Source organism: Streptomyces sp. NPDC058008 (genome assembly GCF_042886395.1).
In the GTDB taxonomy this organism is placed as follows: domain Bacteria; phylum Actinomycetota; class Actinomycetes; order Streptomycetales; family Streptomycetaceae; genus Streptomyces.
The window spans coordinates 119785-145191 of sequence record NZ_JBHVQX010000017.1 but is presented as its reverse complement, the minus strand read 5'-3'; the positions used below and the strand labels follow the sequence as shown (position 1 = coordinate 145191).

The window sequence follows — 25407 nt, the reverse complement described above, 5'->3', positions numbered from 1 at the left end:
ACCCGTGCGCCGGGACCCGAAGCGGTCGGGTGCCCGGTGGAGCGCGGGCGCACGTCCGATTCTCGCAACCGCCCGCCGTGGACCGGCGACCGCCGCACGTCCTCCGCCCCCGAGCCTCCGTAGCCCTCCGTCCGCCGCCGCGGACGGTCCGCGGGATGCCGTCCGGCCTCCGCGTACCCCGCACGCCCCGTCCGCCGGGGATGCCTGAGCACGACAGGTCGCGCCTCCCTTGCCCTCCTCCGTACTGTCCCCGGCCGGCCGGCTGCGGGGATTCCGCCCGTCCTGGCTGTCCCCGAAGGTCTTCCGCACCGAGGCCCTGGCCGGGCTCGTCGTGGGGCTGGCGCTGATCCCCGAGGCGATCTCGTTCTCGATCATCGCCGGGGTCGACCCGGCCGTCGGCCTGTTCGCGGCGTTCACGATGGCCGTCGTCATCTCCGTCGTCGGCGGCAGGCCCGCGATGATCTCCGCCGCGACGGGCGCGGTCGCGCTCGTCATCGCCCCGCTGAACAGGGAGCACGGGTTCGGCTACCTGATCGCGGGAGTCATCCTGGGCGGGGTCTTCCAGATCGTCCTCGGCGCGCTCGGGGTCGCCAGGCTGATGAGGTTCGTGCCCCGCGGCGTGATGGTCGGCTTCGTCAACGCGCTGGCGATCCTGGTCTTCATGGGGCAGGTCCCCGAACTGAGCGGCGTCCCCTGGCCCGTGTACCCGCTGGTCCTCGGCGGCCTGGCCCTGATGGTGCTGTTCCCGAGGGTCACCAGGGCGGTACCCGCCCCGCTCGTCTCCATCGTCATCCTGACCGCGATCACCGTCGCCGCGGGCATCGCCGTACCCACGGTCGGCGACAAGGGGGAGCTCCCCTCGTCCCTGCCCGTCCCCGGCCTGCCGGACGTGCCGTTCACCCTGGACACCCTCACCACCGTCGCGCCCTACGCGCTGGCCATGGCGCTGGTCGGCCTGATGGAGTCGCTGATGACGGCCAAGCTGGTGGACGAGATCACCGACACCCGCTCCAGCAAGACCCGCGAGTCGGTCGGCCAGGGCATCGCCAACATCGTGACCGGGTTCCTCGGTGGCATGGGCGGCTGCGCCATGATCGGCCAGACCATGATCAACGTGAAGGTCTCCGGTGCCCGCACCCGGCTGTCCACCTTCCTCGCGGGCGTCTTCCTGATGGTGCTGTGCATCGCGTTCGGGCCGCTCGTCTCCCGTATCCCGATGGCCGCACTCGTCGCGGTCATGGTCATGGTGTGCTTCGCGACCTTCGACTGGCACTCCGTCGCGCCGGGGACCCTGAGGCGGATGCCCGCCGGTGAGATCGCCGTGATGGTGATCACGGTGGTCTGCGTGGTCGCCACCGAGAACCTCGCCGTCGGCGTCGTCGTCGGCTCCGTCACCGCCATGGTCTTCTTCGCCAGGAGGGTCGCCCGCCTCGCCGACGTCACCTCCGTCACCGACCAGGACGGCGGCCGGATCGTCCACTCCGTCTCCGGGGAGCTCTTCTTCGCCTCCTCCGAGGGGCTCGCCGGACGGTTCGACCACACCGACGGTCCCCGGCGGGTCGTCATCGACCTGACGGCCGCGCGCATCTGGGACGCCTCGGCGGTCGCGACGCTGGACGCCATCACCGCGAAGTACGAACAGCGCGGGAGGAGCGTGGAGATCGTCGGGCTCGACGAGCGGAGCGCCGACCTCCACGGCTCCCTCAGCGGACGGCTGGCCGGCGGCGGCTGAGCGGCCCCGGGGCGGGCCCGTACGGGATGTGCCGAGGGGCGGCGGGGGCGTTCCGCGTCACGCCGGGGGCACGGGGCGCCTGGGTGGCCGCACGGAGCAGGGCGGACCATATCAGGCATTCCGTGCGTTTTGTGTGTCTCGCGTGAAGGTCTGATGCGGGGGTGGCGCACACGCCGTTCCGGGGCCTCCGCATGGCGGGGGGTGGGTTGCCATCCGCGTCCCCGCTGGGCAATGGTTGCCGAAAGGAAAGTACTTTTCGTCCAGTTGGAAGGTGGTGCGACCCGCCCCGCGTGGGTCCCCCCTCATGACTCCTCCGAAGGAATCCATCGCCACGAGAACGCAGCGACCGCCCACCTCCGACCTGTGGGGCCCGGCCCCCTGCCCCGTCATCGTCGTCGACAGAGCGGGGACGGTCAGCGACGTCAACCCGGCCGCCGCCTCGCTCCTCAGGGGCGCGGTGCCGGGCGCCGCACTGTCGAAGACGGTGCCGTCCTGGCTGGCACGCGCCCACGAGGAAACCGCGAACCCCGTCGGCGGCCCGGCCGGTGACGACCCGTCCCCCGCACCGCCGCGCCCCGTGTTCCGGGGGCGGATCGGCGCGCGGAGCTTCGAGGCGCACCCGGCCCCGCACGGGGACGGCGACGTGGTCTGGTGGCTGGTCGACGACACCGGCCGGTGGCTCGCCGAGGAGGAACTGGCCGCGGAGCGTCAGCGCACGGCCTTCCTGGCCGAGGCCTCGAACGTCCTGCTGGCGTCGCTGAACACCGACCGCTGCACCCGGGTCACCGCCCAACTCGCCTCGCAGTACCTCGCCGAGGCCGCCGTCGTCATCGTGCCCGCCACGGGCCGGAAGCTGCCCATGGCGTACGCGGTCGAGGGCGGGGCCGCGGTCCGCCGCACGGTGACGGCGGACCCCGCCCTGGTGCCGGGGCTCAGCGAGGCGTTGCAGGGCTTCCCGCCCGTCCCCTCGCGGTGGATCGATCCCGCCTCGCTGCCCGACTGGCTCGTCCCGGAGGGCTTCACCGGGGCCGTCGGGTCGGCCGTCGTCACCCCGCTGCCCGGCCACGGCGTCCCGGCGGGCGTCCTGGTGCTGCTGCGCGGCACGGACTGCACCGGGTTCAGCGAGAGCGAGGAGGTCTTCGCCCGGCTGTTCGCGGCGCGGGCCGGCGCCGCGCTGTCGGCCGCGCGGCTGTACTCGGAGCAGAGCGACATAACCCGGACCCTGATGCGCGATCTGCTGCCGCCCCGGCTGGACCGGGTGAACGGCGTCGAGTTCGCCGGCGGCTACCAGCCCGCCGCCGCCCGGGACCGGGTGGGCGGCGACTTCTACGACGTACACCCCGGCAGCACGCCCGGCGACGCGTCCCTGGCCGTCCTCGGGGACGTGTGCGGGAAGGGCCTCGACGCGGCGGTGCTCACCGGCAAGATCCGCAACACGCTCCAGGCGCTCACGCCGATGGCCGGCGACCACGCCGGGATGCTGCGGCTGCTCAACGGGGCGCTCCTCAACTCGCACCACACCCGCTTCGCGACCCTGGTGCTGGCCTCGGTCCGGCGCGAGGAGAACCGGGTGCGCCTGCGCCTCACGTCGGCCGGCCACCCCGCGCCGCTGGTCATCCGCAACGACGGCCGGGTCGAGGAGATCGACACCCGGGGGACCCTGGTCGGGGCGCTGCCGCACATCGAGGCCCGCACCGTGGAGACCGACCTGCACCCCGGCGAGACGTGCCTGCTCTACACCGACGGCATCACCGAGGCGCGAGGCGGGCCCCTGGGCGACGAACTCTTCGGTGAGGAAAGGCTGATGAGGGCCATGGGGGAGTGTGCGGGCATGCCCGGCGCGGCCGTGGTCGAGCGGGTGCAGATGCTCGCGTCCCAGTGGCTCCGCGACGGCCGGCACGACGACATGGCGCTCGTCGCGATCACCGCTCCGCCCACGACGCACCTGAGCGCGGTGAACGGCCACACTCGGGGCAGGTACACGACATGAGTGCACAGACCCTTGCCGCACCCCGGATACGCGGCCTCCAGGACCGGTTGTGGACCGCGGTGACCGACCGGGACGAACACGCCGCCGCCGCGGTGGTCCTCACCGCGCTGGAGGACGGGATCGACGCGGAGACCGCGCTGCTGGACGTCATCGCCCCCGTACAGGCGCGGGTCGGCACCGAGTGGGCGGCCAACCGGCTCAGCGTGGCGCAGGAGCACGCGGCCAGCGCCATCGCCGAGCGGGTCATCGCCGCCCTCGCCCACCACCCGGCCGTGCGCACCACGCCGTCGCTGGGCCGGGTCACGGTGGCCTGCGTGGACCAGGAGTGGCATGTGCTGCCCGCCCGCCTGCTGGCCGAGGTCCTCACCCTGCGCGGATGGCGGGTCGACTTCCTCGGGGCCCAGGTGCCCACGCCGCACCTCATCGGGCACCTGCACAGCCACGGCGCGGACGTGGTCGCCCTGTCCTCCTCGATCCCCACCCGGCTGCCCGCCGCGCACGCGGCCGTGACCGCCTGCCAGGCCGTGGGGGTGCCCGTGCTCGCGGGCGGGGCGGCGTTCGGCCCGGACGGCCGGTACGCACGGCTGCTGGGCGCCGACGCCTGGGCGCCCGACGCCCGGTCCGCCGCGCGCCGCATCGCGGACGGCATCCCCGTGCCGGTGCCGGCGGGCGGGCGGCAGCAGATCGACGACCTGCCGCACCTGGGCGACCAGGAGTACACCCTCGTCGTCCGCAGCAGGCCGCAGCTCGTGCGGGAGGTGCTCGCGCAGCTGGAGAGCCGCTTCCCCGAGGCCGCGGCCTACTCGGAGCAGCAGCGCGAGCACACGGCGCAGGACATCGCCCACATCGTCGAATACCTGGGGGTGGCCCTCTACACGGACGACGACGAGCTCTTCACCGGCTTCCTGACGTGGACCGCCGGCATCCTCGACGCCCGACGGGTCCCGGCCGCCTCGCTGCTGCCGGTCCTCGACGTCCTGGGGGCGGAGCTCAAGGACTTCCCCCGATCCACCCGGCTGCTCGGCCAGGCGCGCACCGTCCTGGACGCCCTCCTGGCACCCGTCGGCCACGACCCCGGAGCCCCGGATGAACGATCTGCCCTGTCCGCCCCTCGCACTGGAAGTTGAAGACGGTCCGGGTACCGTACGGCTGCGCCTGACCGGCGACCTGGACTATGACACCAGCGAGCAGCTCGTGGAGCGTGCCCGGGCCGGCCTCGCCGCCGGTCCCGGCCCGCGCGACCTCCTGCTGGACTGCTCAGGGCTGCGGCTGTGCGATTCGAGCGGGGTCTCCGCGCTCCTGCTGATCCACCGGGCCACGACGGCCGGCGGTGTGGCGCTGCACCTGGAGAACGCGCCCGCGTTCCTCGGGCGGATCCTGGACGTCACCGGGATCCGGGCGCTCTTCGTCCTGGACGGGGACGGTGCGCAGGCCGAGCGGGCCCAGGACGTCCCGCCGCCCGTCCCGTCCGGCTGAGGCCCGCGGCCCGGCGACGAGGCACCGCGGGCTCCGGGGACTCGGAGCTGATGCCGAGGCATCCGCGGGCCCGGAGGACTCGGAGATGACGTCGCGTCACACCGGTGCGCGGGGGCGCGCCGTGAGGACGGCACCGGGGAGAACGGGGCCGCGCCGCTCAGGTGAGGGCGACCAGCGCGACGATGTGCTTGCCGCCGGGGAGGTGCGTGACGGCCACCCGCCGTGCGAGGCGGAGCACCAGGGGCCAGCCGTAGCCGCCGATGGAGGCGGTACCCGGGTCGCGTTCGACGGTGACCGGCGCCCGCGTGCTGGCGTCGGCGACGGTGAGGAGGAGGCCGTCGTCGGTGATCTCCGCCCTGAACCCGGTCAGCCCGCCGCCGTGCCGTACGGCGTTGGTCACCAGTTCCGACGTCACCAGCAGTGCGTCGGCCACCACGACATCGGCCGGGCCCTCCCCGTCCAGCACGCAGAACTGGGATTCCAGGAGCCGGGTGACGACAGCACGCGCGGCAGCGGCGTTCCGGGGGACGCCGGGCTCGCGGTCCGTGTGCGGGCGCTCTCCCTGAGCAGCCGGGCCGGCGGCGTCGTCCGGCCCGCCGGCCGGACTCCCGCCGTCCCTCAGCACTTCTCGTTCCGCGTTCATTACCCTCTGCGCTTGCCCGTTCGGGCCCGGGCCACACTCCCCGGGGCCGGCTGATGGACGGCCCGGCCCGCGGGTGGTCAGCACCGCAGGGCCGCGTCCACCGTGTCGGCGAACGTGAAGGCGCCCAGTGTGCCCGAGACCTCGAAGAGCCTGCGCACCTCCGTCCCGAGCGGCCCGGCCAGCACCAGCCGCACTCCGGACCCGGAGTGCCGGTGCTGCGCGTTCAGCAGGGCGTGCAGCCCCGCCGAATCGGCGAACTCCAGCCGGGACAGGTCGGCCACGGTCAGCCGCCCGCCGCTCCCGGCGGCCTCCTCCAGCGCCCCGACGAGTTCGGAGGAGCCCGACCACGCGTCCAGGCTCCCCCGGACACGGATCAGAACGACACCGTCGTCCGCGGCCTCCACGACCACACGCAGTTCATCTGCCGTCATGGGTCATATGTTCCTACACCGCGCGTGAGGTGTGGAGCGGGCACCTCATGGCCGTTCCCGACCCGGAGGGACCCTGCCGGGGACGCGCTGCCGCGTCAGGGCCACACCAGGCAGTACGCCTGGTGGCCCGCGTCGTGCAGGCGGTGCGAGAAGTCCTGCCACTCGTGGAGCAGTTGGTAGACGTTGAACGCGTCGCGCGGGCCGCCGCGGTCCGGGACCGTGGACCAGATGAAGGCCGCCGCGCCGACCGACTCCTCGCCGACGTCACGCAGCGGGTCGACGACCGTCATCGGCAGCTTGACGACCGCGTAGTCGGGATGGAGCACCACCAGCTCCAGCGGCGGGACCTTGTGCAGGGGTATGCCCTGTATGCCGGTGAGGACCATCGCCGCCACCGTCTCGGGCTTGATCTTGCTGAACATGCCGCCCATGCCCAGTTCGTCGCCGCCCAGTTCCTCGGGGCGCATGGAGATGGGCACACGTGCGGCGGTGGCCCCGTCCGGGGCACCGAAGTACTTGTAGGTCACCCCCACCCGTCCACTGCTCCTGCTCCCGGAACCATCGGCACCACCCGCCTGAGCGTCCCGTACGCGCTCGGCCTCTCGTTCGGCCTTGCGTCGGTGCCGCCCTCGCCGGGCAGGCTCGGGCCCCAGGTCATCGGTCCCTTCGCCCACTCCGCCACCGCGATGCATATCTCATCCACCCGACTACTTCTTAGGAGACACAGCCCCGCCGCGCAACCCGATCATCGTCAGTGACCTCCCCCACGTTCGTGCGGTGAAACACCTGTCCGCAAGACCGTCGACGCCTCTGACACCATGGCATGTGTGAGCTTTCCCTATGACGCCCCAGTTTTGCAGACGCGAGGAGACTGACGCCCTTTCGTTGTACGAGCCTCATACGGGGAGAGCGCGCTCCCCGCTCACCGGCGGCCGGAGTACCGGTCACGGCCCCCCGAATCCGAATCGCAGATCAGGACCAAAGTGGCGTATTCATACGAAGCCCCAGTTTCACAGACGCTTTTCGACCGCGCGTCCCTCGTGACGCCCGGCGGCGTGAACTCCCCCGTGCGTGCCTTCCGGGCCGTGGGCGGTACGCCCCGGTTCATGGTGTCCGGTACGGGTCCGTACCTGACCGACGCCGACGGCCGTGAGTACGTCGACCTCGTGTGTTCGTGGGGGCCGATGATCCTCGGCCACGCGCACCCCGAGGTCACCGCGGCCGTCCAGGACGCGGTGGCCCGGGGTACCTCGTTCGGTACACCGGGGGAGGGCGAGGTCGCGCTCGCCGAGGAGATCGTGGCCCGGATCGAGCCCGTGGAGCAGGTGCGGCTGGTGTCGTCCGGCACCGAGGCGACCATGTCCGCGATCCGGCTCGCCCGCGGGTTCACCGGGCGCGCCAAGGTCGTGAAGTTCGCCGGGTGCTACCACGGGCACGTGGACGCGCTGCTGGCCGCCGCCGGGTCCGGGGTCGCCACCTTCGGCCTCCCCGACACGCCCGGGGTGACCGGGGCGCAGGCGGGCGACACGATCGTGCTCCCGTACAACGACCTGGACGCCGTGCGTGCCGCGTTCGCCGCGCAGCCGGGCGAGATCGCCTGTGTGATCACCGAGGCGTCGCCGGGCAACATGGGCGTCGTACCGCCGCTGGACGGCTTCAACGCCGGGCTGAAGGAGATCTGCGCGGCCAACGGCGCGCTGTACATCTCCGACGAGGTGATGACCGGATTCCGTACGTCGAAGGCGGGCTGGTACGGCGTCGACGGGGTGCGGCCCGACCTGATGACCTTCGGCAAGGTCATGGGCGGCGGCTTCCCCGCCGCGGCCTTCGGCGGGCGCGCGGACGTGATGGCGCACCTGGCCCCCGCCGGCCCCGTCTACCAGGCGGGCACCCTCTCCGGCAACCCGGTGGCCACCGCCGCGGGCCTCGCCCAGCTGCGGCTGCTCGACGACGCGGCGTACGCCACGGTCGACGCCGTCTCCGCTGAGCTGCGGTCCCTGGTGGGGGAGGCGTTCACCAAGGCGGGTGTCGCGCACACGGTGTCGGCGGCGAGCAACATGTTCTCCGTCTTCTTCACGGATGCGCCCGTCCGCGACTACGAGGACGCGAAGAAGCAGGAAGCCTTCCGCTTCACCGCGTTCTTCCACTCGATGCTGGAGCAGGGCGTCTACCTGCCGCCCTCCGCCTTCGAGTCCTGGTTCGTCTCGACCGCGCACGACGCGCGGGCCGTCGAGCGGGTCGCCGCGGCGCTGCCCGCCGCCGCCCGCGCCGCATCGGAGGCCACGGCATGAGCGCGTACGACGAGAAGGACATCACCGTCGTCCACCTGATGCGCCACGGTGAGGTGCACAACCCGGACGGCGTGCTCTACGGGCGCCGTCCCGGTTACCGCCTGTCCGAGCTGGGCCGCCGGATGGCGGACCGGGTCGCGGAGCACCTGGAGAAGCGCGACATCACCCATGTCGTGGCCTCCCCCCTGGAGCGCGCGCAGGAGACGGCCGCGCCCATCGCGACGTCGCACAGCGTGGACCTGGCCACCGACGAGCGGCTCATCGAGGCCGCCAACGTCTTCGAGGGCAAGACCTTCGGGGTCGGCGACGGGGCGCTGCGCAAGCCCGAGAACTGGAAGCACCTCACCAACCCCTTCAAGCCGTCGTGGGGCGAGCCGTACGTCGAGCAGGTCGTCCGGATGATGGGCGCGCTGGACGCGGCGCGCGACGCGGCGCGCGGGCACGAGGCGGTCTGCGTCAGCCACCAGCTGCCGATCTGGATCGTGCGGAGCTTCGTGGAGCGGCGCCGGCTGTGGCACGACCCGCGCAAGCGGCAGTGCACCCTGGCCTCGCTGACGAGCTTCACCTACCAGGGGGACAAGATCGTGTCCGTCGGGTACACGGAGCCCGCCCGGGACCTGGTGCCGGCGCATCTGCTGGCGGGCGCGAAGCCGGTCAAGGGGAAGTCCAAGGCGTTCGGGGCGTAGCGGTCCCGGCCGGTCCGGTCCGGTCGTCGCCCGGCGCGGCAGCACGGCCGCCGCCGTGCCGACGCGCGTCGGGAGCCGCGCGCCGTGCCGGTCCTGTGTGCCGTGTGCAGCACCTGTAAGAGTGTGTTCACGTAACAACTTTTGTGATTATCGGCGGAACCACCGTGTTGGTTTCCTCATCTAAGCCATCGCCAGTTTGTATGGCATTGAGGTAATACGACCGCAGATGGGGACGCTATGCGTGAAATCAACCGAAGGGGCCTGCTCGGGGCCGGACTCGGAGCCGCAGCCGCACTCACGATGACCGGCTGCGGCTCCCTCGGGTCATCGGACGGTGGCGGGCCGGAGACCGAGAAGGGCACCAAGGGCGGCAAGGGCACGAACGGCAACGGTGCCGGCCCACCCGAGAAACACGTCAGACTGATCGGTGACGGTTCCACGGCGGACACCGGAAAGCAGCCGAATCAGCCCGCCGCACCGGTTCCGCTGGAGCCGGGCCAGACCCCGCCGCAGTTCGTGATCTTTTCCTGGGACGGCGCCGGCGAGGTCGGCAACGGGCTCTTCCCGCGCTTTCTCGAACTCGCCCAGGAACACGACGCGGCGATGACCTTCTTCCTCTCCGGGCTCTACGTGCTGCCCGAGTCGAAGAAGTCCCTCTACCGGCCCCCCAACAACCCCCGGGGCGCCTCCGACATCGGCTATCTGAACGACGACCACGTCAAGCAGACCCTGAAGTACGTCCGCCAGGCCTGGCTCGACGGGCACGAGATCGGCACGCATTTCAACGGCCACTTCTGCGGCGGATCCGGATCGGTCGGCGACTGGACGCCCGCGCAATGGCAGAGCGAAATCGATCAGGCGGTCTCGTTCGTCACCGAATGGCGGACGAACACCGGCTGGCAGGATCTCGACCCGCTGCCGTTCGACTACCGGAAGGAACTGGTCGGGGGACGCACGCCCTGTCTGCTCGGCCAGGACAATCTCCTCCCGACCGCGAAGCAGCTGGGCTGGCGTTACGACGCGAGCTCGCCCGGCGGCACCCAGATGTGGCCCGACAAGCGCCAGGGAGTATGGGACCTCCCGCTCCAGGGAATTCCGTTCCCCGGCCACAGCTTCGAAGTCCTCTCCATGGACTACAACATCCTCGCCAACCAGTCGAAGAATTCCACCAACGGCATGCCCTCGCGCTATCCCGGATGGCGCACCCAGGCCACCGAGGCGTACATCGCCGGATTCGACCGCGCCTACGGGACGAACCGCGCGCCCTTCTACATCGGGAACCACTTCGAGGAGTGGAACGGCGGCATCTACATGGACGCCGTCGAGGACGCGCTCAAACACATCGCGGGCAAGCCCGATGTGCGGCTCGTCTCCTTCCGGCAGTTCGTCGACTGGCTCGACGTGCAGGACCCCGCGGTGCTCGCGAAGCTCCGTACGCTCCAGGTGGGACAGGCTCCCGAGGGTGGCTGGAACACCTTCTTTAAACAGGCCTGACAAGGGGCTTTACGGGCACCGAGGGGGGTGCCCAAGATCCCCGGAACTGCCATGCGAAACTTTTCACATGAGCCCTGGCCGCGCACTCCGACGTCGCCCCTCCCTGCTCGCCGCCATCGCTGCGGCCGGTGCACTGACCCTGTCCGCGTGCAGTGGTGGCGGCGGTCAGGCGGGCGGCGGTGGCAACACGAACTTCGTCACGGGCAGTGGCGGGATCTCCACCGTCGCCAAGGGCGAACGGACCGAGGCCCCGAACATCGAGGGTACGGCCCTGGACGGCTCGTCCCTCGACATCGCGGACTACAAGGGCAAGGTCGTCGTCCTGAACTTCTGGGGCTCCTGGTGCGGCCCCTGCCGCGCGGAGGCCAAGCACTTCGCGAAGGTCTCCGAGGAGATGAAGGACCAGGGCGTCCAGTTCGTCGGCGTCAACACCCGTGACCCCCAGAAGTCCCTCGCGGTCGCCTTTGAGGAGGACTTCGGGGTCACCTACCCGAGCCTCTACGACCCGACCGGGAAGCTGCTCCTGCGCTTCCCGAAGGGCACGCTCAACCCGCAGGCCATCCCCTCGACGGTGGTCGTCGACCGGCAGGGCAAGCTCGCCGCCCGCACGCTCGCCGCACTCGACGCGGAGAAGCTGCGGAAGATGATCGACCCGCTGGTCGCCGAGAAGTGAGCTCCGCACTCCAGCTGGCGGTGACCACCGGCGCGAACGAGACGGTGATCAGCGGGGCCCTGATAGTGGCCCTGCCCATCGCCCTGCTCGGCGGGCTCGTCTCCTTCTTCTCGCCGTGCGTCCTGCCCCTGGTGCCCGGCTACCTCAGCTACGTCACCGGGGTCAGCGGCGCCGACCTCGCCGAGAGCCGGCGGGGCAGGACCGTCGCGGGCGCCTCGCTCTTCGTCCTCGGCTTCACCGTCGTCTTCGTGTCCGGCGGCGCGCTCTTCGGCTTCTTCGGCCAGACGCTCCAGGAGTACAGCGGGACGCTCTCCAGGATCCTCGGCGCGCTGATGATCCTGATGGGCGTCTTCTTCATGGGCCTCCTGCCCTGGATCACGCAGCGCGAGTTCCGCATCCACAGGCGTCCGGTGACCGGGCTGGCGGGAGCGCCGCTGCTCGGCGCCCTCTTCGGGATCGGCTGGACGCCCTGTCTCGGCCCGACGCTCGCCTCCGTCAACGCGCTCGCCTTCGACCAGGCGACCGCCGGACGCGGGGCGATCCTGTCCGTGGCGTACTGCCTCGGGCTCGGCGTCCCGTTCGTCCTGGCCGCGGTCGCCTTCCGCCGGGCGCTCGGCGCGTTCGGCTGGGTCAAGCGCCACTACGCGTGGGTCATGCGGATCGGCGGCGGCATGATGATCGCGACCGGCATCCTCCTGCTGACGGGCGTGTGGGACATGCTCATCCAGGAGATGCAGGTCTGGTCCAACGGCTTCACTGTGGGGATCTGAGTCCATGAGCAACACGAACACCACGGACGAGCGCGACCTCGGCCAGGCCGGGGAACAGCTCTCCACCGCCCCGCGGGAGGAACCCGCCGCCTCCGTCCCGGCGATGGGCGTCATCGGATGGGCCCGCTGGTTCTGGCGCCAGCTCACCTCGATGCGGGTCGCGCTGATCCTGCTCTTCCTGCTGTCGCTCGGCGCCATCCCCGGCTCGCTGATCCCGCAGAACAGCGTGGACGAGCTGAAGGTGCGGACCTTCAAGGAGGCCCACACCACGGTCAGCCCGGTCTACGAGAAACTGCAGTTCTTCGACGTCTACAGCTCGGTGTGGTTCTCCGCGATCTACATCCTGCTGTTCGTCTCGCTGATCGGCTGCATCGTCCCGCGCACCGGGCAGTTCGTCGGCCAGCTCCGCGGCCGTCCGCCGGGCGCCCCGAAGAAGCTGACCCGGCTGCCCGCGTACACCACCTGGCGCACCGACGCCGGACCCGAGGAGGTCCGTGAGGCCTCGCTCGCCGTCCTGCGCAAGCGGCGCTTCCGCTCGCACGTCGTCGGTGACGCGGTGTCCGCGGAGAAGGGCTACCTGCGCGAGACCGGCAACCTGCTGTTCCACGTCGCGCTGATCGTCATGCTCGTCGCGTTCGCCGGCGGCCAGCTCTTCAAGTCCGAGGGCGGCAAGCTCATCGTCGAGGGCGACGGGTTCGCCAACACGATCACGCAGTACGACGACTTCAAGTCCGGCTCGCTCTTCGACAACGACGACCTCACGCCCTTCAGCTTCGACCTCCACGACTTCGTCGGCACGTACGAGCGCGGCGGCCCCCAGCGCGGTACGCCCCGGACCTACGAGGCCCGGGTGACGTATGCCGAGGGCGCCGACGGGAAGCCGAAGAAGAAGGTCATCGAGGTCAACAAGCCGCTCGTCGTCGACGGCACGAAGGTCTACCTCAACGCGCACGGCTACGCCCCGGTCATCTCGGTCAAGGACGGCAGGGGCAAGGAGGTCTACCGGAGCGCGGTGCCGCTGCTGCCCATCGACAACAACGTCACCTCGACCGGCGCGATCAAGGTGATGGACGGCTACAAGGACAAGAACGGCGAGAAGTCCCAGCTGGGCTTCCAGGCGTTCTTCGTGCCGACCTTCGCCGGTGACGGCCAGGGCACGATGTTCTCGCAGTACCCCGGCCTCGACTACCCGGTGCTCGCGCTCAACGGCTACTACGGCAGCCTGGGCGTGGACTCCGGCCTGCCGCAGAACGTCTACCAGCTCGACACGTCCAAGATGAAGGAATTCAAGGACAGCAACGGGGACAAGCTGAAGAAGCGGCTGCGCCCCGGCGAGACCATGAAGCTCCCCGACGGCGCGGGTTCGATCACCTTCGAGAGCGTCGAGGAGTGGGCCAGCTTCCAGATCACGCGCCAGCCCGCCAGCGGCTGGGCCCTCACCGGAGCCGTCGCCGCCATCGCCGGACTCGCGGGTTCGCTCTTCATCCAGCGCCGCAGGGTGTGGGTGCGGGCCGTGCGCGGCGCGGACGGCGTCACCGTCGTCGAGATGGCGGGCCTGGGCCGCAGCGAGTCCGCGAAGCTTCCCGAGGAGCTGGCCGACCTCGCGGCCGCCGTCCACACCGTGGCGCCCACCGCACCCGACCCCGCGCCCGAGACCGAGCCCGGACAACCTGCCGAAGAACCTGCCGAAGGGGCTGAGAAGTGAATCTCGCCGCCGCAACCAACGAGAATCTGGCGAACATCAGCAACACGCTGATCTACTCGTCGATGGCCGTCTACACCCTGGCCTTCTTCGCGCACATCGCGGAGTGGGTGTTCGGCAGCCGCAGCAAGGTCGGCCGCACGGCCGCCGCGCTGAAGAAGGACTCGGCCACCGCCGGTCCGGCGGTCAGGGCACAGGCGGCGCAGGGCGGCGGCACTGCCGTGCTGGAGCGTCCCACGGTCGTGACCCGTTCCGCCGCCGGGACCCGCGACGTCCCGGACGGCCCCGGTGCCGCGGGCGGCACCTTCAAGGGCGACCTGTGGGGGCGGATCGCGGTCTCCCTGACCGTCGTCGCCTTCGCCGTCCAGGCGGGCGGGGTCGTCGCGCGCGCCCTGTCGGTGCAGCGTGCCCCCTGGGGCAACATGTACGAGTTCTCGATCACCTTCTCCACCGTGGCGGTCGGCGCCTACCTGACGCTGCTGGCGCTGAAGAAGAACGTGCGCTGGATCGGCCTGCTGCTGGTCACCACCGTCCTGCTGGACCTCGGCATCGCGACCACCACGCTCTACACCGACAGCGACCAGCTGGTCCCGGCGCTGCACTCCTACTGGCTGTGGATCCACGTCTCCACCGCCATCATCTGCGGGGCCGTCTTCTACCTCGGCGCGGTCGGCACCGTGCTCTACCTCTTCCGCGACAGCTACGAGAACAAGCTCGCCAACGGCGGGACGCCCGGGAAGTTCGCGGCCTCCGTCCTGGAGCGGCTCCCCGCCGCGAAGACCCTGGACACCTTCTCGTACCGCATCAACGCGGCCGTCTTCCCGCTGTGGACCTTCACGATCATCGCGGGCGCGATCTGGGCGGGCGACGCCTGGGGCCGCTACTGGGGCTGGGACCCCAAGGAGGTCTGGTCCTTCATCACGTGGGTGGCGTACGCCGCCTACCTGCACGCCCGCGCGACGGCCGGCTGGAAGGGCCGCAAGGCCGCCTACCTGGCGCTGGTCGCCTTCGGCTGCTGGCTCTTCAACTACTACGGCGTGAACATCTTCGTCACCGGCAAGCACTCCTACGCCGGGGTCTGACCGGCACACCCGCGTACGACGGGAGGGCGCGACCACCGCGGTCGCGCCCTCCCGTCGTATCCGCGGTCAGCCCAGCGGGGTGTCCAGGACCGCCTTGCGGTGGCTGAACGTCTCCAGGGAGTACCGGCCGTGGTAGCTGCCCATGCCGCTCTCCCCGACCCCGCCGAACGGCAGGTCCGAGACGGTCAGATGGGCGAGGGGCAGGCCCAGGCCCACGCCGCCCGACGAGGTCTCGGACAGCAGCCTCCGGCGTACGGAGGGGTCCTGGGTGAACGCGTACAGGGCCAGCGGCTTGTCGCGGTCGTTGATGAAGCCGATCGCCTCGTCGAGCCCGTCCACGGTGACGATCGGCAGGACCGGGCCGAAGATCTCCTCGCTCATCACGGGCGAGTCCGGGGCGACATCGGCCAGTACGGTCGGGGCGATGTACTTCCCGTCCCGGTCGTGGGTGCCGCCGGTCACCGTGCGGCCGGAGTCCAGGAGGGCCACGAGGCGGTCGAAGTGGCGCTCGTTCACGATCCGGCCGTACTCCGGGCTGGTGGACGCGTCCTCGCCGAACAGGCCCTCGACCGCCGCCGCGAGCGCGTCCGCCAGGGCGGGCGCGGTCTCCGGGTCGGTCAGGACGTAGTCGGGGGCGACGCAGGTCTGGCCGGCGTTGAGGAACTTCCCCGAGGCCAGCCGGGCGGCGACCGTCTTCAGGTCCGTCTCCCGGTCCACGAACACGGGCGACTTCCCGCCCAGTTCGAGCGTCACCGGCGTGAGGTGCTTCGCCGCCGCCGTCATCACGATCCGGCCGACGGTGCCGTTGCCGGTGTAGAAGACGTGGTCGAAGCGCTCGGCGAGCAGGGCGGTGGTCTCCGGTACCGCGCCCTCCACGACGGCGACGGCGTCCGTGTCCAGGTACAGCGGCACCAGCCGGGCCACGGCGGCGGAGGTCGCGGGCGCCAGCTCGCTGGGCTTGGCGACGACCGCGTTGCCCGCGGCGAGCGCGCCCACGACGGGCGCGAGCAGGAGCTGCACGGGGTAGTTCCACGGAGCGATGACCAGGACCACTCCGAGCGGGTCCTGCACGGTGTGGGCGGTGGCCCCCGCGAGGACCGCGGGCACCGGGGCGGGCTCGGGCTCCAGCCAGCCCTCCAGGCGCTCCAGGGTGTGGTCGATCTCGCGGACGGTGAAGTCGATCTCGGTCCGGTAGGCCTCCTTGCGGCTCTTGCCCAGGTCGGCGTGGAGCGCCTCGGCCAGTTCGTCACCGCGCTCGGTGAGCAGGGCGCGCAGCCGCGTCAGCTGGGCGGTGCGCCAGGAGAGGTCCCTGGTGCGGCCGGTACGGAAGGTGGCGCGCAGCCGGGCGACGGTGTCGGCCGGGGCTTCCCGCCCGGTCCCGGCGGCGCTCACAGGGCCGCCAGGATCTCGCGGGCCAGCTGCTCGGAGGAGGCGGGGTTCTGGCCGGTGTGCAGGTTGCGGTCGTGCACGGTGTGCACCGACCACGGGTCGGCGGCGGAGTAGTCGGCGCCGAGCTCGACGAGACGGCTCTCCAGGAGCCAGGGCGCCTTGGCGGCGAAGCCGGCCTGGGTCTCCTCGGCGTTGCTGAACCCGGTCACGCGGTAGCCGGCGAAGGGCCAGCTGCCGTCCTCGCGCCGGGCGGGCAGCAGGGCGGCGGGCGCGTGGCACAGGACGGCGATCTGCGTGCCGGAGTCCAGGGCCGAGGTGAGCAGCCGGCCGGACACCTCGCTGACGGCCAGGTCCTCCATCGGGCCGTGGCCGCCCGGGTAGAACACGATGTCGTAGGAGGTCGGGACGATGTCCTCCAGCCGGGCCGGGATGCGCAGCGTCTCGTCGATCGAGGCGAGGTACGAGGCCACGGCGTCGGCCTTGTCCTGGCCGCCGTTGGCCTCGGCGGCGAGGCTGGCGGCGTCCACCGTGGGGGCGACGCCGCCGGGGGTGGCGACGGTGATGTCGAAGCCGGCCTGGGTGAACACGCGGTGCGGTGCCGCGAGTTCCTCGGCCCAGAAGCCGGTGGGGTGGGTGGTGCCGTCGTTGAGGGTCCAGTGGTCGGCACCGGTGAGGACGAAGAGTACGGAGGGCATGGGGGGTGCTCCCTACGAGACGCGAGGCGTGAGGCACGTGGGACGTGAGACACGCGAGCCGTGGAACATGAAGCTTGATATGCTCAAGCAATACCGTTCATGTAACGGGTCAAAGTTGAGCATGTCAAATGAATGCGGGTGCGTGGCGGAGAGAGCCAGGGCCTCCGGACCACGCGTACCGACCGAAGGATGACCGACCATGACGACGGAACCCGCACCCCGCGCCGTCCCTACTCCGGACGAACTGCTGGAACCCCTCGCAGTCGTCGTCCGCGGCCATCACGACGACCTCACGGCCGTCGCGGGACGCCACGGCCTCAGCACCTCGCAGGCCCGCGCGCTGATCGCCCTCAACGAACCCATGCCCATGAGCGCGCTGGCCAGTCATCTGGTGTGCGACGCCTCCAACGCCACCGGCCTCATCGGCCGCATGGAGGCGCGCGGCCTGGTGACCCGCACTCCCGCGCCCGGCGACCGCCGCTCCAAGGTGGCCTCCCGCACGGCGGAGGGGACCGAGCTGGCGCACCGCATCCGCGCCGAGATGCGCGTGGTGCACGGCGCCCTGGAAGCACTCAGTCCCGAGGAGCGCACGGCCCTGCTGCCCCTGCTCGACCGGCTGGGGCGCCTGCTCTCCCCGTGAGTCCGGGCCCGCGGGGCCGTCACGTGTGAGGCCCCGTTCAGCGGGCCCCGTCCGTGAGGATGCCCCGTTCTCGGGGCCCACGGACGGGGGACCGGCTCATGAGGGCCGGCTCACGAGGCCGCCGGCGGGGCCGGGTCCTCGGGGCCCGCGCCGCTCTCCCGGCGCTTGATCTCCTCCTCGCGGCGGCGCAGGTCGGCCTCCCAGTCCTTGAGGAGCGACTCGTCCTTCTTGTTCTCGTCCTTCAGCGACTTGAGGAAGTCGGGGTTGTCGTCGGGTGCCACCCAGGTGGTGCGCTGCCTGCGGTGCCACTCCGAGGGGGTGCGGCCGCCCTCGGGCACCTCGCGCACCTTGCCCGCGGCGAGCCAGACGATCGGGCCGACGATCCAGAACAGCAGGATGATGAAGACCCAGGCCACCTTCGGCAGGTGCTTCGCCTCGTCCTCCGGGGTGTTCAGGCAGTCGATGAACGCGAAGATCGTCAACGCCAGCGGCAGAAGGTAGAGCAGGGCTCTGAGCATCGTGAAGGGTCCCCCGAGATGGGATGGGGAGGCGCTGTCCTGCCCCCGGTGACGGGCCCAGGGTAGCGGGTGGCCGATACTGGACGTTATGGCTTACGACGATCTTCGCTCCCTGCTCCGGGCTCTGGAGCGCGAGGGCGATCTCAAGCGCATCAAGGCCGAGGTCGACCCGTATCTGGAGGTCGGCGAGATCGTCGACCGGGTGAACAAGGCGGGCGGCCCCGCGCTGCTCTTCGAGAACGTCAAGGGGGCGTCCATGCCCCTGGCCATGAACGTCTTCGGGACCGACCGGCGGCTGCTCAAGGCCCTCGGACTGAAGTCCTACGCCGAGATCGGCGACAGGATCGGCGGCCTCCTCAAGCCGGAGCTGCCGCAGGGGTTCGTCGGGATCCGCGAGGCGTTCGGCAAGCTCGGCTCGGTGACCCACCTGCCGCCGAAGAAGGTGAAGTCCGACAGCGCCCCCGTCCAGGAGGTCGTCCTGACCGGCGACGACGTGGACCTCGACCAGCTGCCCGCGCTCTTCACCTGGCCCGGGGACGGGGGCTCCTTCTTCAACCTGGGCCTCACCCACACCAAGGACCCGGAGACCGGGATCCGCAACCTCGGGCTCTACCGGCTCCAGCGCCACGACAAGCGCACCATCGGGATGCACTGGCAGATCCACAAGGACAGCCGCAACCACTACCAGGTCGCCGCCAGGCGCGGGGAGAAGCTGCCCGTCGCCATCGCGTTCGGTGCCCCGCCCGCCGTCACGTACGCCTCCACCGCCCCGCTGCCCGGGGACATCGACGAGTACCTCTTCGCCGGCTTCGTCCAGGGCAAGCGGATCGAGATGGTCGACTGCAAGACCGTCCCCCTCCAGGTCCCGGCGCAGGCGGAGGTCGTCATCGAGGGCTGGCTGGAGCCGGGCGAGATGCTGCCCGAGGGCCCGTTCGGCGACCACACCGGCTTCTACACCCCGCAGGAGCCCTTCCCCGCGCTGACCATCGACTGCGTGACGATGCGCAAGCGCCCGCTGCTCCAGTCGATCGTCGTGGGCCGCCCGCCCACCGAGGACGGGCCGCTGGGCAGGGCGACCGAACGGTTCTTCCTGCCGCTGCTCAAGATCATCGTCCCGGACATCGTGGACTACCACCTGCCCGAGGCGGGCGGCTTCCACAACTGCGCGATCGTCTCGATCGACAAGAAGTACCCGAAGCACGCGCAGAAGGTCATGAGCGCCATCTGGGGCGCGCACATGATGTCGCTGACCAAGCTGATCGTGGTCGTGGACTCCGACTGCGACGTCCACGACCTGCACGAGGTCGCCTGGCGGGCGCTCGGCAACACCGACTACGCCCGGGACCTCACGGTCACCGAAGGCCCGGTCGACCACCTCGACCACGCCTCCTACCAGCAGTTCTGGGGCGGCAAGGCGGGCATCGACGCGACGCGCAAGCTGCCCGAGGAGGGGTACACGCGGGACGGGGGCTGGCCGGAGATGGTCGAGTCCGACCCGGAGACGGCGGCGAAGGTCGACCGCCGGTGGAAGGAGTACGGCCTGTGACCGCCTCTGCCTCGGCAGCCGCTGTCCCGCAGCCGCGCGGCAAGTCCCGCGCTTTCCTGCGGCTGGTGATGATCGAGCACTCGGTGTTCGCGCTGCCCTTCGCCTACATCGCCTCGCTGACCGCGATGTTCCAGCTGGACGCGAACATCCACTGGGGCAAGCTGCTCCTCGTCACCGTCGCCATGGTCGGGCTGCGTACGTTCGCCATGGCCGCCAACCGGATCATCGACCGGGAGATCGACGCCCGTAATCCGCGTACCGAGGGCCGTGAGCTCGTGACCGGCGCGGTCACGGTGAGGTCCGCGTGGACCGGGGCGATCGTCGCCCTGGCCGTCTTCCTCGGCGCGGCCGCCCTGCTGAACCCCCTGTGCCTGGTGCTGGCGCCGGTCGCCGTCGTGCCGATGATCGTCTACCCGTACGGCAAGCGGTTCACGAACTTCCCGCACGCGATCCTGGGGCTCGCCCAGGCCATCGGGCCGATCGGCGCCTGGCTCGCGGTGACCGGGAGCTGGTCGTGGGACGCGGTGATCCTGGGACTGGCCGTCGGCATCTGGATCGGCGGTTTCGACCTGATCTTCGCCTGCCAGGACGTGCGGGCCGACCGGGCCCACGGGGTGCTCTCCTTCCCCGCCCGCTTCGGCATCCCCGCCGCGCTGTGGGGCGCGCGGGTCTGCCACGCGGTGACGACCGGACTGCTGGTGTGGTTCGGACTGGCGACGGACGCGGAGATCTTCTACTGGATCGGCATGGTGATCGTCGCCGTGGCCTTCGTGTACGAGCACCGGGTGGTGCGGCCGCACGACCTGTCCCGGCTGAACCGTGCCTTCTTCTCGGTCAACGGCTTCATCGGGATCGCGCTCTTCGCCTGTGCGCTGCTCGACCTGCTGGTGCGCGGCCTCACACCGTGACGTAGCCCTGGGGCTCCTGGGGGCGGCGGGGGCGGCGCAGGACGAACGCCGCCACCACCCCGCCCACGAGGCCGAACAGGTGACCCTGCCAGCTGATGCCGGAGTCGGTCGGCAGGACGCCCCAGAGCAGCGAGCCGTAGACCGCGGCGATGACCACGCCGACCACGATGTCCAGCGGGCGGCGGTCCACGAAGCCGCGGACCAGCAGATAGCCGAAGAGGCCGAAGACGACTCCGGAGGCGCCGAGCGTCACGGTGTTCGGCGGCGCGGTGAGCCACACGCCGAGGCCGGACGTCACGATCACGACGAGGACGACGGCGGCGAACCTGCGTATCCCGCCGAGTGCGGCGATGAAGCCCAGGACCAGCAGCGGGACGGTGTTGGACGCCACGTGCTCCCAGCCGCTGTGCAGGAACGCGGACGGCACGATGTCGGCCAGCTCCGCGGGCTCGCGGGGGCTGACGCCGTAGGTGTCCAGGGAGTGGCCCGTCGCCGTGTCGATGCCCTCCAGGAGCCACAGCAGGGCGATCCAGGCGAGCATGACCCCGCCGGCCGTGACGGCCCGTGCGGTGGCGCTGGTCCGACTGCCGGTCATGGGCACCCCCTGTTCGTGGCTGTTCCCTCATTCGTCGCAACGTCCGGAGCCCCTGGCTCGGTTCCTGGAGGGGGGCGCCGGATAGGCTCGGCGGTGTGACAGCCGGGACTTCAGAGAGTCAGCAGCAGCGCAGGCCTTGGATTGTCGGGGTATCGGGCGCATCGGGCACACCCTTCGCGGCTTCGGTGCTGCGCGGGCTGCTGGCCGCCGGGGAGAGCGTCGACCTCGTGGTCAGCCGCGCCTCGCGACTGACCCTCCTGGACGAGACGGGGATCGCGTTCCGTGACGCCCACTGGCGGGAGGACCTGCGTACCTGGCTGGCGCGGGGTGCGGACGGCAGGCCGGACACGTTCCGGCCCGACGTCGACGGCGTACGCCACTGGGCCGCGGGTGACCTGGCCGCCGGGCCGTCCTCGGGGTCGTATCCGGCGAAGGGGATGCTGATCGTCCCGGCCTCCACGGCGTGTGTGGCCGGGGTGGCGCTCGGGCTCTCGAAGGACCTGTTGCAGCGGGCCGCGAGCGTGACGCTCAAGGAGCGGCGGAAGCTGGTCGTCGCCGTGCGGGAGACCCCGCTCAGCGGTTCGACGCTCCGGCAGATGGTGGCGCTCGACGAGGCGGGCGCCGTCGTGCTGCCCGCCTCCCCGGGGTTCTACGCGGGGGCGACGCACATCCAGGACCTGGTGGACTTCGTCGCCGGGCGGGTGCTGGACGCGGCGGGGGTGCCGCACCGGCTCTACCGCCGGTGGGAAGGGGAGCTCGGTGGCGCCTCCCGGGGCTGAACCGGTGGGGTCAGCGCTTCTTCCCCTTCACACGCGGGCCGCGGGTGCGGTCGACCCGGTGGGCGGCGGCGGGCTGGTGGGCACGCGAGCGGTTGGCCAGGTCCTGCAGCTCGCGCATCCGGGCGTAGGCCATCTCGATCGAGTACACGGTGACGTTCACTCCTGAAGATTCGAAAGCGTTTCTTGGATGATGAGAAAGATTTACAGGGTCTGACCCTGTTGCGCCTTAGATTCTACACGTAGACTCGCGGTACTGCTGAACAATGGAAGGTTTCAGTCATATGGACGCGGTGGACAGGCAGCTCATCCAGGCCCTCAGAGAGAACGGCAGGGCCTCGTACGCCGAGCTGGGACGGCTCGTCGGGCTCTCCGGGCCCAGCGTCACCGACCGCATCAACCGGCTGGAAACCGCCGGGGTCATCACCGGCTACCGCGCGACCGTCGACTCCGCGTCGCTGGGGCTCGGCGTCACCGCGCTCATCGGCATCTCGCTCTCCGACGCCGCCGACCACGAGGACGTGGCGCACCGGCTGAAGGACCTCGCCGAGATCGAGGACTGCTGGTTCATCGCGGGCGACGACTCGTTCATGCTCAAGGTCCGGGTCGGCGACGTGGACGGCCTGGAGAGGACGATCCGCAGGCTCAGCGGCACCAAGGGGGTCTCCCGGACCCGTACCACGGTCGTGCTGTCCACCAAGTGGGAGAACCGGGTCGGGGAGCTCCCCGAGGAGGTGTGAGGCGGAGAGGCGGTGGGGGTCCCCGCGCCTCGGAGGCGGGGGAGTACCGTGGGCTGCCGGAACGGCTGGACAGAGACATGGGAGGCGCCCTAGTGGACGCGGGACTCAAGCGCGAGCTGGAGGAGAAGGTCCGGGCCGGCGAGCGGCTGACCCGCGAGGACGGGATCGCGCTCTACGGGTCCGACGACCTCGCATGGCTCGGCGGGCTGGCCCACGAGGTGCGCACGAGGAAGAACGGCGACGTCGTCCACTTCAACGTCAACCGCCACCTCAACATGACCAACGTGTGCACCGCGTCCTGCGCGTACTGCTCGTTCCAGCGCAAGCCGGGCGAGAAGGACGCGTACACGATGCGCATCGAGGAGGCCGTCCGGCTCGCGAAGGCGATGCAGGGCGAGAACCTCACCGAGCTGCACATCGTCAACGGGCTGCACCCGACCCTGCCGTGGCGCTACTACCCGCGCTCGCTCAGCGCGCTCAAGGAAGCCCTGCCGGAGGTCGCGCTCAAGGCGTTCACCGCGACGGAGATCCACCACTTCGAGACCATCTCGGGGCTCTCGGCCTCCGAGATCCTCGACGAGCTGATCGAGGCCGGTCTGGAGTCGCTGACCGGCGGCGGCGCGGAGATCTTCGACTGGGAGGTCCGCCAGCACATCGTCGACCACAACACCCACTGGGAGGACTGGTCGCGCATCCACCGCCTCGCGCACGAGAAGGGTCTCAAGACCCCGGCGACGATGCTGTACGGGCACATCGAGGAGCCCCGTCACCGCGTCGACCACGTGCTGCGGCTGCGGGAGATGCAGGACGAGACCGGCGGCTTCCAGGTCTTCATCCCGCTGCGCTACCAGCACGACTTCGTCGACATGAAGGACGGCAAGGTCCGCAACACCCTCCAGGCGCGGACGTCGATGGCGACCGGGGCCGAGGCGCTGAAGACCTTCGCGGTCTCGCGGCTGCTCTTCGACAACGTCCCGCACGTCAAGGTCTTCTGGGTGATGCACGGCGTGCAGACGGCGCAGCTCGCGCTCCAGCACGGCGCGGACGACATGGACGGCTCGGTCGTCGAGTACAAGATCACGCACGACGCCGACGACTACGGCACCCCGAACAAGCTCGGCCGTGAGGACCTGCTCGACCTCATCCGGGACGCGGGCTTCCGGCCCGTGGAGCGCAACACCCGGTACGAGATCCTGCGCGAGTACCCGGGGCCGGACGCCGGCCGGCGCGAGACCCCGCAGCCCATGCGCGTCTGAGGTCCGCACCCGCCCGACGCCCCGCCCCGCCGCGGGTGGTGCGGGCGTCCCGCTGTACGGAAGTCCCGGCCTGCCGTCCCCCGGCCGGGGCTTTCTCGCGTGCTGGACGCGGGTTGAAGAGCGAACCTCGTAATAGTTAACCTCGCCATATGGCGCTTACATTCGAAGTGGATCCCGCGTTCGACCGGACCCTGCGGGACGGCATCACCGCGCTCTGGGCCGACGTCAGCAACGCCGGCGGGGCCGTCGGCTTCGTGCCGCCCGTCACGCACCACGAGGTCAGGCCGGAGCTGGTCAAGCACCTCGCCGCGATGGCCGAGGGCCGCACCCACCTGGTCGTCGGGCGGGACGAGGACGGCGCGGTGGCCGCCACCGCCTTCCTGACACGCAACACCCACCGGCTCATGCGGCACTGGATCGGCGCATACACGGTGATGGTCCACCCCCGCCACCAGGGCAAGGGCTACGGGCGCGCCCTGATGGCGGCCACCGCCGACGCCGCCCTGGCGCTCGACGGCATCGACGCCATCCGCCTCACCTGCCGCGGCGGTACGGGGGCCGACCGCTTCTACACCGCCTGCGGGTACAAGGAGGTCGGCCGGGTCCCGAACGCCATCCGGGTCGCCGAGGACGACTACCGCGACGACGTCATCATGCTGCTCCCGCTGTTCCGGTAGGGGTGCCAGGGGGAACCCAGCGAACTGATCGAATTCGGGTCATGCTTCACTGGTCGGGCAGGATCCCAGACTGAACGACCGCATGAACGTCGGACGTAGAGAGAAGGCCAGCCGTGTCCGCTGCCAAGCCGAGCGCAACGATCCGGTACACCGCCATGCGCCTGCTGATTTTCGTCGGCTGCTTCTTCGTCGCCGGCCTGGCCGTCCACTTCGGCCTGCTGCCCTCGGGTGTCGGCGGCTCCAACGTCGTCTGGGTCATCCTCCTCGGCCTGCTGCTGTCGGCCCCCCTGAGCTTCATCCTGCTGCGCAAGCAGCGCGACGAGATGTCCGAGCAGATCATCTCGTCGGTCGACCGGACGAAGGCGCGGCTCGACGCGAACCGCACCCGCGAGGACAGCGTCGCCCAGTAGGCGCCGCGTAAGGGCCGCGTAAGGTTCCTCACACCGCGCCCCCGTACAGACGAAGCCCCGGACCGGAGCAGCCGCTCCCGTACCGGGGTTTCCGCGTGTCCGGGCTTCCGCGCGAAGAAGTTGATCAAGAAGCGGACCTTTGAGGTTCTCAAAGTTGCAGTGTTAACGTATTCGACATGAACACAGCTGTGCGCACCCACCACGCCCTGGGCGTCCCGCTCGTGGTGCGCCTGCATGTCGATCTCTGCCGCTGTATGTCCGCGGTCTGTTGCCGCAACGTCTGAACC

General features: G+C 70.9%; 27 protein-coding genes. 19 read left to right on the top strand and 8 right to left on the bottom strand.

All coding sequences use genetic code 11. From position 1 onward, the window contains the following. Positions 1-229 precede the first annotated feature (229 nt). From ACFVS9_RS19230 to ACFVS9_RS19215, 4 genes are all read left to right on the top strand, one after another. The gene (locus tag ACFVS9_RS19230) at positions 230-1732 is read left to right on the top strand and encodes a SulP family inorganic anion transporter (protein WP_389933803.1); all 1503 of its coding nucleotides are present in this window, start codon (positions 230-232) and stop codon (positions 1730-1732) included. A gap of 304 nt (positions 1733-2036) precedes the next feature. Continuing rightward, positions 2037-3722 (top strand): SpoIIE family protein phosphatase, encoded by a 1686-nt coding sequence (locus ACFVS9_RS19225; protein WP_383114854.1) that lies wholly within the window; start codon positions 2037-2039, stop codon positions 3720-3722. Then, positions 3719-4849, top strand: a complete 1131-nt coding sequence (locus ACFVS9_RS19220; protein WP_383114853.1) for a B12-binding domain-containing protein — start codon at positions 3719-3721, stop codon at positions 4847-4849. Before ACFVS9_RS19225 ends, ACFVS9_RS19220 begins: the two co-directional genes overlap by 4 nt. Next, positions 4809-5198 carry an STAS domain-containing protein gene (locus ACFVS9_RS19215; RefSeq protein ID WP_389933799.1) on the top strand — a complete coding sequence of 130 codons (390 nt, stop codon included), beginning with the start codon at positions 4809-4811 and terminating at the stop codon, positions 5196-5198. Before ACFVS9_RS19220 ends, ACFVS9_RS19215 begins: the two co-directional genes overlap by 41 nt. A gap of 157 nt (positions 5199-5355) precedes the next feature. Here ACFVS9_RS19215 and ACFVS9_RS19210 read toward each other — a convergent pair whose 3' ends face one another. The 3 genes from ACFVS9_RS19210 to ACFVS9_RS19200 all read right to left on the bottom strand — a co-directional run bounded on the left by ACFVS9_RS19210 (position 5356) and on the right by ACFVS9_RS19200 (position 6964). Continuing rightward, positions 5356-5841, bottom strand: a complete 486-nt coding sequence (locus ACFVS9_RS19210; RefSeq protein WP_389933796.1) for an ATP-binding protein — start codon at positions 5839-5841, stop codon at positions 5356-5358. A gap of 77 nt (positions 5842-5918) precedes the next feature. Continuing rightward, the gene (locus ACFVS9_RS19205) at positions 5919-6272 is read right to left on the bottom strand and encodes an STAS domain-containing protein (protein WP_383114850.1); all 354 of its coding nucleotides are present in this window, start codon (positions 6270-6272) and stop codon (positions 5919-5921) included. Positions 6273-6367: 95 nt separating this feature from the next. Continuing rightward, positions 6368-6964 (bottom strand): hypothetical protein, encoded by a 597-nt coding sequence (locus ACFVS9_RS19200; protein WP_383114849.1) that lies wholly within the window; start codon positions 6962-6964, stop codon positions 6368-6370. 291 nt (positions 6965-7255) lie between these two features. On the opposite strand from ACFVS9_RS19200, the gene hemL reads away from it, so the two are divergent. The 7 genes from hemL (at position 7256) to ccsB (ending at position 14970) form a co-directional block, all read left to right on the top strand. Further along, on the top strand, positions 7256-8563 hold the full coding sequence (gene hemL / locus ACFVS9_RS19195) for a glutamate-1-semialdehyde 2,1-aminomutase (protein WP_389933792.1): 1308 nt from the start codon (positions 7256-7258) through the stop codon (positions 8561-8563). Next, the gene (locus tag ACFVS9_RS19190; RefSeq protein WP_383114847.1) at positions 8560-9249 is read left to right on the top strand and encodes a histidine phosphatase family protein; all 690 of its coding nucleotides are present in this window, start codon (positions 8560-8562) and stop codon (positions 9247-9249) included. The genes hemL and ACFVS9_RS19190 overlap by 4 nt, the downstream gene beginning before the upstream one ends. Positions 9250-9486: 237 nt before the next feature. Further along, positions 9487-10743, top strand: a complete 1257-nt coding sequence (locus ACFVS9_RS19185; protein ID WP_389933789.1) for a hypothetical protein — start codon at positions 9487-9489, stop codon at positions 10741-10743. A 67-nt stretch (positions 10744-10810) separates the two neighbouring features. Then, the gene (locus ACFVS9_RS19180; RefSeq protein ID WP_389933786.1) at positions 10811-11416 is read left to right on the top strand and encodes a TlpA family protein disulfide reductase; all 606 of its coding nucleotides are present in this window, start codon (positions 10811-10813) and stop codon (positions 11414-11416) included. Further along, positions 11413-12186: a cytochrome c biogenesis CcdA family protein gene (locus ACFVS9_RS19175; RefSeq protein WP_389933783.1), complete on the top strand. Its 774-nt coding sequence runs from the start codon at positions 11413-11415 to the stop codon at positions 12184-12186. Before ACFVS9_RS19180 ends, ACFVS9_RS19175 begins: the two co-directional genes overlap by 4 nt. Positions 12187-12190: 4 nt before the next feature. After that, positions 12191-13891 carry a cytochrome c biogenesis protein ResB gene (locus tag ACFVS9_RS19170; RefSeq protein ID WP_383114843.1) on the top strand — a complete coding sequence of 567 codons (1701 nt, stop codon included), beginning with the start codon at positions 12191-12193 and terminating at the stop codon, positions 13889-13891. After that, positions 13888-14970 (top strand): c-type cytochrome biogenesis protein CcsB, encoded by a 1083-nt coding sequence (gene ccsB, locus ACFVS9_RS19165; protein ID WP_383114842.1) that lies wholly within the window; start codon positions 13888-13890, stop codon positions 14968-14970. The genes ACFVS9_RS19170 and ccsB overlap by 4 nt, the downstream gene beginning before the upstream one ends. Positions 14971-15036: 66 nt before the next feature. On the opposite strand, the gene ACFVS9_RS19160 is transcribed toward ccsB, so the two are convergent. After that, the gene (locus ACFVS9_RS19160; RefSeq protein WP_389933779.1) at positions 15037-16362 is read right to left on the bottom strand and encodes an aldehyde dehydrogenase family protein; all 1326 of its coding nucleotides are present in this window, start codon (positions 16360-16362) and stop codon (positions 15037-15039) included. Further along, entirely contained in the window at positions 16359-17054 is a 696-nt protein-coding gene (locus ACFVS9_RS19155; RefSeq protein WP_383114840.1) for a type 1 glutamine amidotransferase domain-containing protein, read from the bottom strand. Before ACFVS9_RS19155 ends, ACFVS9_RS19160 begins: the two co-directional genes overlap by 4 nt. Before the next feature lie 199 nt (positions 17055-17253). Between ACFVS9_RS19155 and ACFVS9_RS19150 the strand changes: the two genes are divergently transcribed. Further along, positions 17254-17694 (top strand): MarR family winged helix-turn-helix transcriptional regulator, encoded by a 441-nt coding sequence (locus ACFVS9_RS19150; protein ID WP_389933776.1) that lies wholly within the window; start codon positions 17254-17256, stop codon positions 17692-17694. Between the two features lie 110 nt (positions 17695-17804). On the opposite strand, the gene ACFVS9_RS19145 is transcribed toward ACFVS9_RS19150, so the two are convergent. Next, positions 17805-18212 (bottom strand): PLD nuclease N-terminal domain-containing protein, encoded by a 408-nt coding sequence (locus tag ACFVS9_RS19145; protein WP_383114838.1) that lies wholly within the window; start codon positions 18210-18212, stop codon positions 17805-17807. Positions 18213-18300: 88 nt separating this feature from the next. Here ACFVS9_RS19145 and ACFVS9_RS19140 point away from each other — a divergent pair, with 88 nt between their 5' ends. Both ACFVS9_RS19140 and mqnP read left to right on the top strand, forming a co-directional pair. Beyond that, entirely contained in the window at positions 18301-19758 is a 1458-nt protein-coding gene (locus ACFVS9_RS19140; RefSeq protein ID WP_383114837.1) for a menaquinone biosynthesis decarboxylase, read from the top strand. Next, positions 19755-20666 (top strand): menaquinone biosynthesis prenyltransferase MqnP, encoded by a 912-nt coding sequence (mqnP, locus tag ACFVS9_RS19135; protein ID WP_383114836.1) that lies wholly within the window; start codon positions 19755-19757, stop codon positions 20664-20666. The genes ACFVS9_RS19140 and mqnP overlap by 4 nt, the downstream gene beginning before the upstream one ends. Here the strand turns inward: mqnP and ACFVS9_RS19130 are convergent. Then, on the bottom strand, positions 20656-21261 hold the full coding sequence (locus ACFVS9_RS19130) for a rhomboid family intramembrane serine protease (protein WP_383114835.1): 606 nt from the start codon (positions 21259-21261) through the stop codon (positions 20656-20658). The genes mqnP and ACFVS9_RS19130 overlap by 11 nt on opposite strands. 95 nt (positions 21262-21356) lie before the next feature. Here ACFVS9_RS19130 and ACFVS9_RS19125 point away from each other — a divergent pair, with 95 nt between their 5' ends. Then, a complete protein-coding gene (locus ACFVS9_RS19125; RefSeq protein ID WP_383114834.1) occupies positions 21357-22040 on the top strand; it encodes a UbiX family flavin prenyltransferase in 684 nt (227 codons plus the stop codon). A gap of 10 nt (positions 22041-22050) precedes the next feature. On the opposite strand, the gene ACFVS9_RS19120 is transcribed toward ACFVS9_RS19125, so the two are convergent. Continuing rightward, complete coding sequence (locus ACFVS9_RS19120; RefSeq protein ID WP_383114869.1) at positions 22051-22200, bottom strand: hypothetical protein; 150 nt, start codon at positions 22198-22200, stop codon at positions 22051-22053. A 121-nt stretch (positions 22201-22321) separates the two neighbouring features. Between ACFVS9_RS19120 and ACFVS9_RS19115 the strand changes: the two genes are divergently transcribed. From ACFVS9_RS19115 to ACFVS9_RS19100, 4 genes are all read left to right on the top strand, one after another. Continuing rightward, complete coding sequence (locus tag ACFVS9_RS19115; protein WP_147958957.1) at positions 22322-22777, top strand: Lrp/AsnC family transcriptional regulator; 456 nt, start codon at positions 22322-22324, stop codon at positions 22775-22777. A gap of 92 nt (positions 22778-22869) precedes the next feature. Beyond that, complete coding sequence (gene mqnE / locus ACFVS9_RS19110) at positions 22870-24033, top strand: aminofutalosine synthase MqnE (RefSeq protein WP_383114867.1); 1164 nt, start codon at positions 22870-22872, stop codon at positions 24031-24033. Between the two features lie 149 nt (positions 24034-24182). Beyond that, the gene (locus ACFVS9_RS19105) at positions 24183-24710 is read left to right on the top strand and encodes a GNAT family N-acetyltransferase (RefSeq protein WP_389933769.1); all 528 of its coding nucleotides are present in this window, start codon (positions 24183-24185) and stop codon (positions 24708-24710) included. Between the two features lie 113 nt (positions 24711-24823). Further along, on the top strand, positions 24824-25120 hold the full coding sequence (locus tag ACFVS9_RS19100; RefSeq protein WP_383114832.1) for a DUF4229 domain-containing protein: 297 nt from the start codon (positions 24824-24826) through the stop codon (positions 25118-25120). Positions 25121-25407 lie beyond the last annotated feature (287 nt).

Excerpts from the sequence above, each read along its gene's own strand:
- ACFVS9_RS19115 (WP_147958957.1), top strand. The coding sequence starts at position 22,322 with ATGGACGCGGTGGACAGGCAGCTCATCCAGGCCCTCAGAGAGAACGGC.
- ACFVS9_RS19200 (WP_383114849.1), bottom strand. The coding sequence starts at position 6,964 with ATGCATCGCGGTGGCGGAGTGGGCGAAGGGACCGATGACCTGGGGCCC.
- ACFVS9_RS19225 (WP_383114854.1), top strand. The coding sequence starts at position 2,037 with ATGACTCCTCCGAAGGAATCCATCGCCACGAGAACGCAGCGACCGCCC.
- ACFVS9_RS19190 (WP_383114847.1), top strand. The coding sequence starts at position 8,560 with ATGAGCGCGTACGACGAGAAGGACATCACCGTCGTCCACCTGATGCGC.
- ACFVS9_RS19180 (WP_389933786.1), top strand. The coding sequence starts at position 10,811 with ATGAGCCCTGGCCGCGCACTCCGACGTCGCCCCTCCCTGCTCGCCGCC.
- ACFVS9_RS19105 (WP_389933769.1), top strand. The coding sequence starts at position 24,183 with ATGGCGCTTACATTCGAAGTGGATCCCGCGTTCGACCGGACCCTGCGG.
- ACFVS9_RS19170 (WP_383114843.1), top strand. The coding sequence starts at position 12,191 with ATGAGCAACACGAACACCACGGACGAGCGCGACCTCGGCCAGGCCGGG.
- ACFVS9_RS19215 (WP_389933799.1), top strand. The coding sequence starts at position 4,809 with ATGAACGATCTGCCCTGTCCGCCCCTCGCACTGGAAGTTGAAGACGGT.
- ACFVS9_RS19145 (WP_383114838.1), bottom strand. The coding sequence starts at position 18,212 with ATGCTCAGAGCCCTGCTCTACCTTCTGCCGCTGGCGTTGACGATCTTC.
- ACFVS9_RS19155 (WP_383114840.1), bottom strand. The coding sequence starts at position 17,054 with ATGCCCTCCGTACTCTTCGTCCTCACCGGTGCCGACCACTGGACCCTC.
- ACFVS9_RS19210 (WP_389933796.1), bottom strand. The coding sequence starts at position 5,841 with ATGAACGCGGAACGAGAAGTGCTGAGGGACGGCGGGAGTCCGGCCGGC.
- ACFVS9_RS19150 (WP_389933776.1), top strand. The coding sequence starts at position 17,254 with ATGACGACGGAACCCGCACCCCGCGCCGTCCCTACTCCGGACGAACTG.
- ACFVS9_RS19185 (WP_389933789.1), top strand. The coding sequence starts at position 9,487 with ATGCGTGAAATCAACCGAAGGGGCCTGCTCGGGGCCGGACTCGGAGCC.
- ACFVS9_RS19205 (WP_383114850.1), bottom strand. The coding sequence starts at position 6,272 with ATGACGGCAGATGAACTGCGTGTGGTCGTGGAGGCCGCGGACGACGGT.
- ACFVS9_RS19220 (WP_383114853.1), top strand. The coding sequence starts at position 3,719 with ATGAGTGCACAGACCCTTGCCGCACCCCGGATACGCGGCCTCCAGGAC.
- ACFVS9_RS19130 (WP_383114835.1), bottom strand. The coding sequence starts at position 21,261 with ATGACCGGCAGTCGGACCAGCGCCACCGCACGGGCCGTCACGGCCGGC.
- ACFVS9_RS19140 (WP_383114837.1), top strand. The coding sequence starts at position 18,301 with ATGGCTTACGACGATCTTCGCTCCCTGCTCCGGGCTCTGGAGCGCGAG.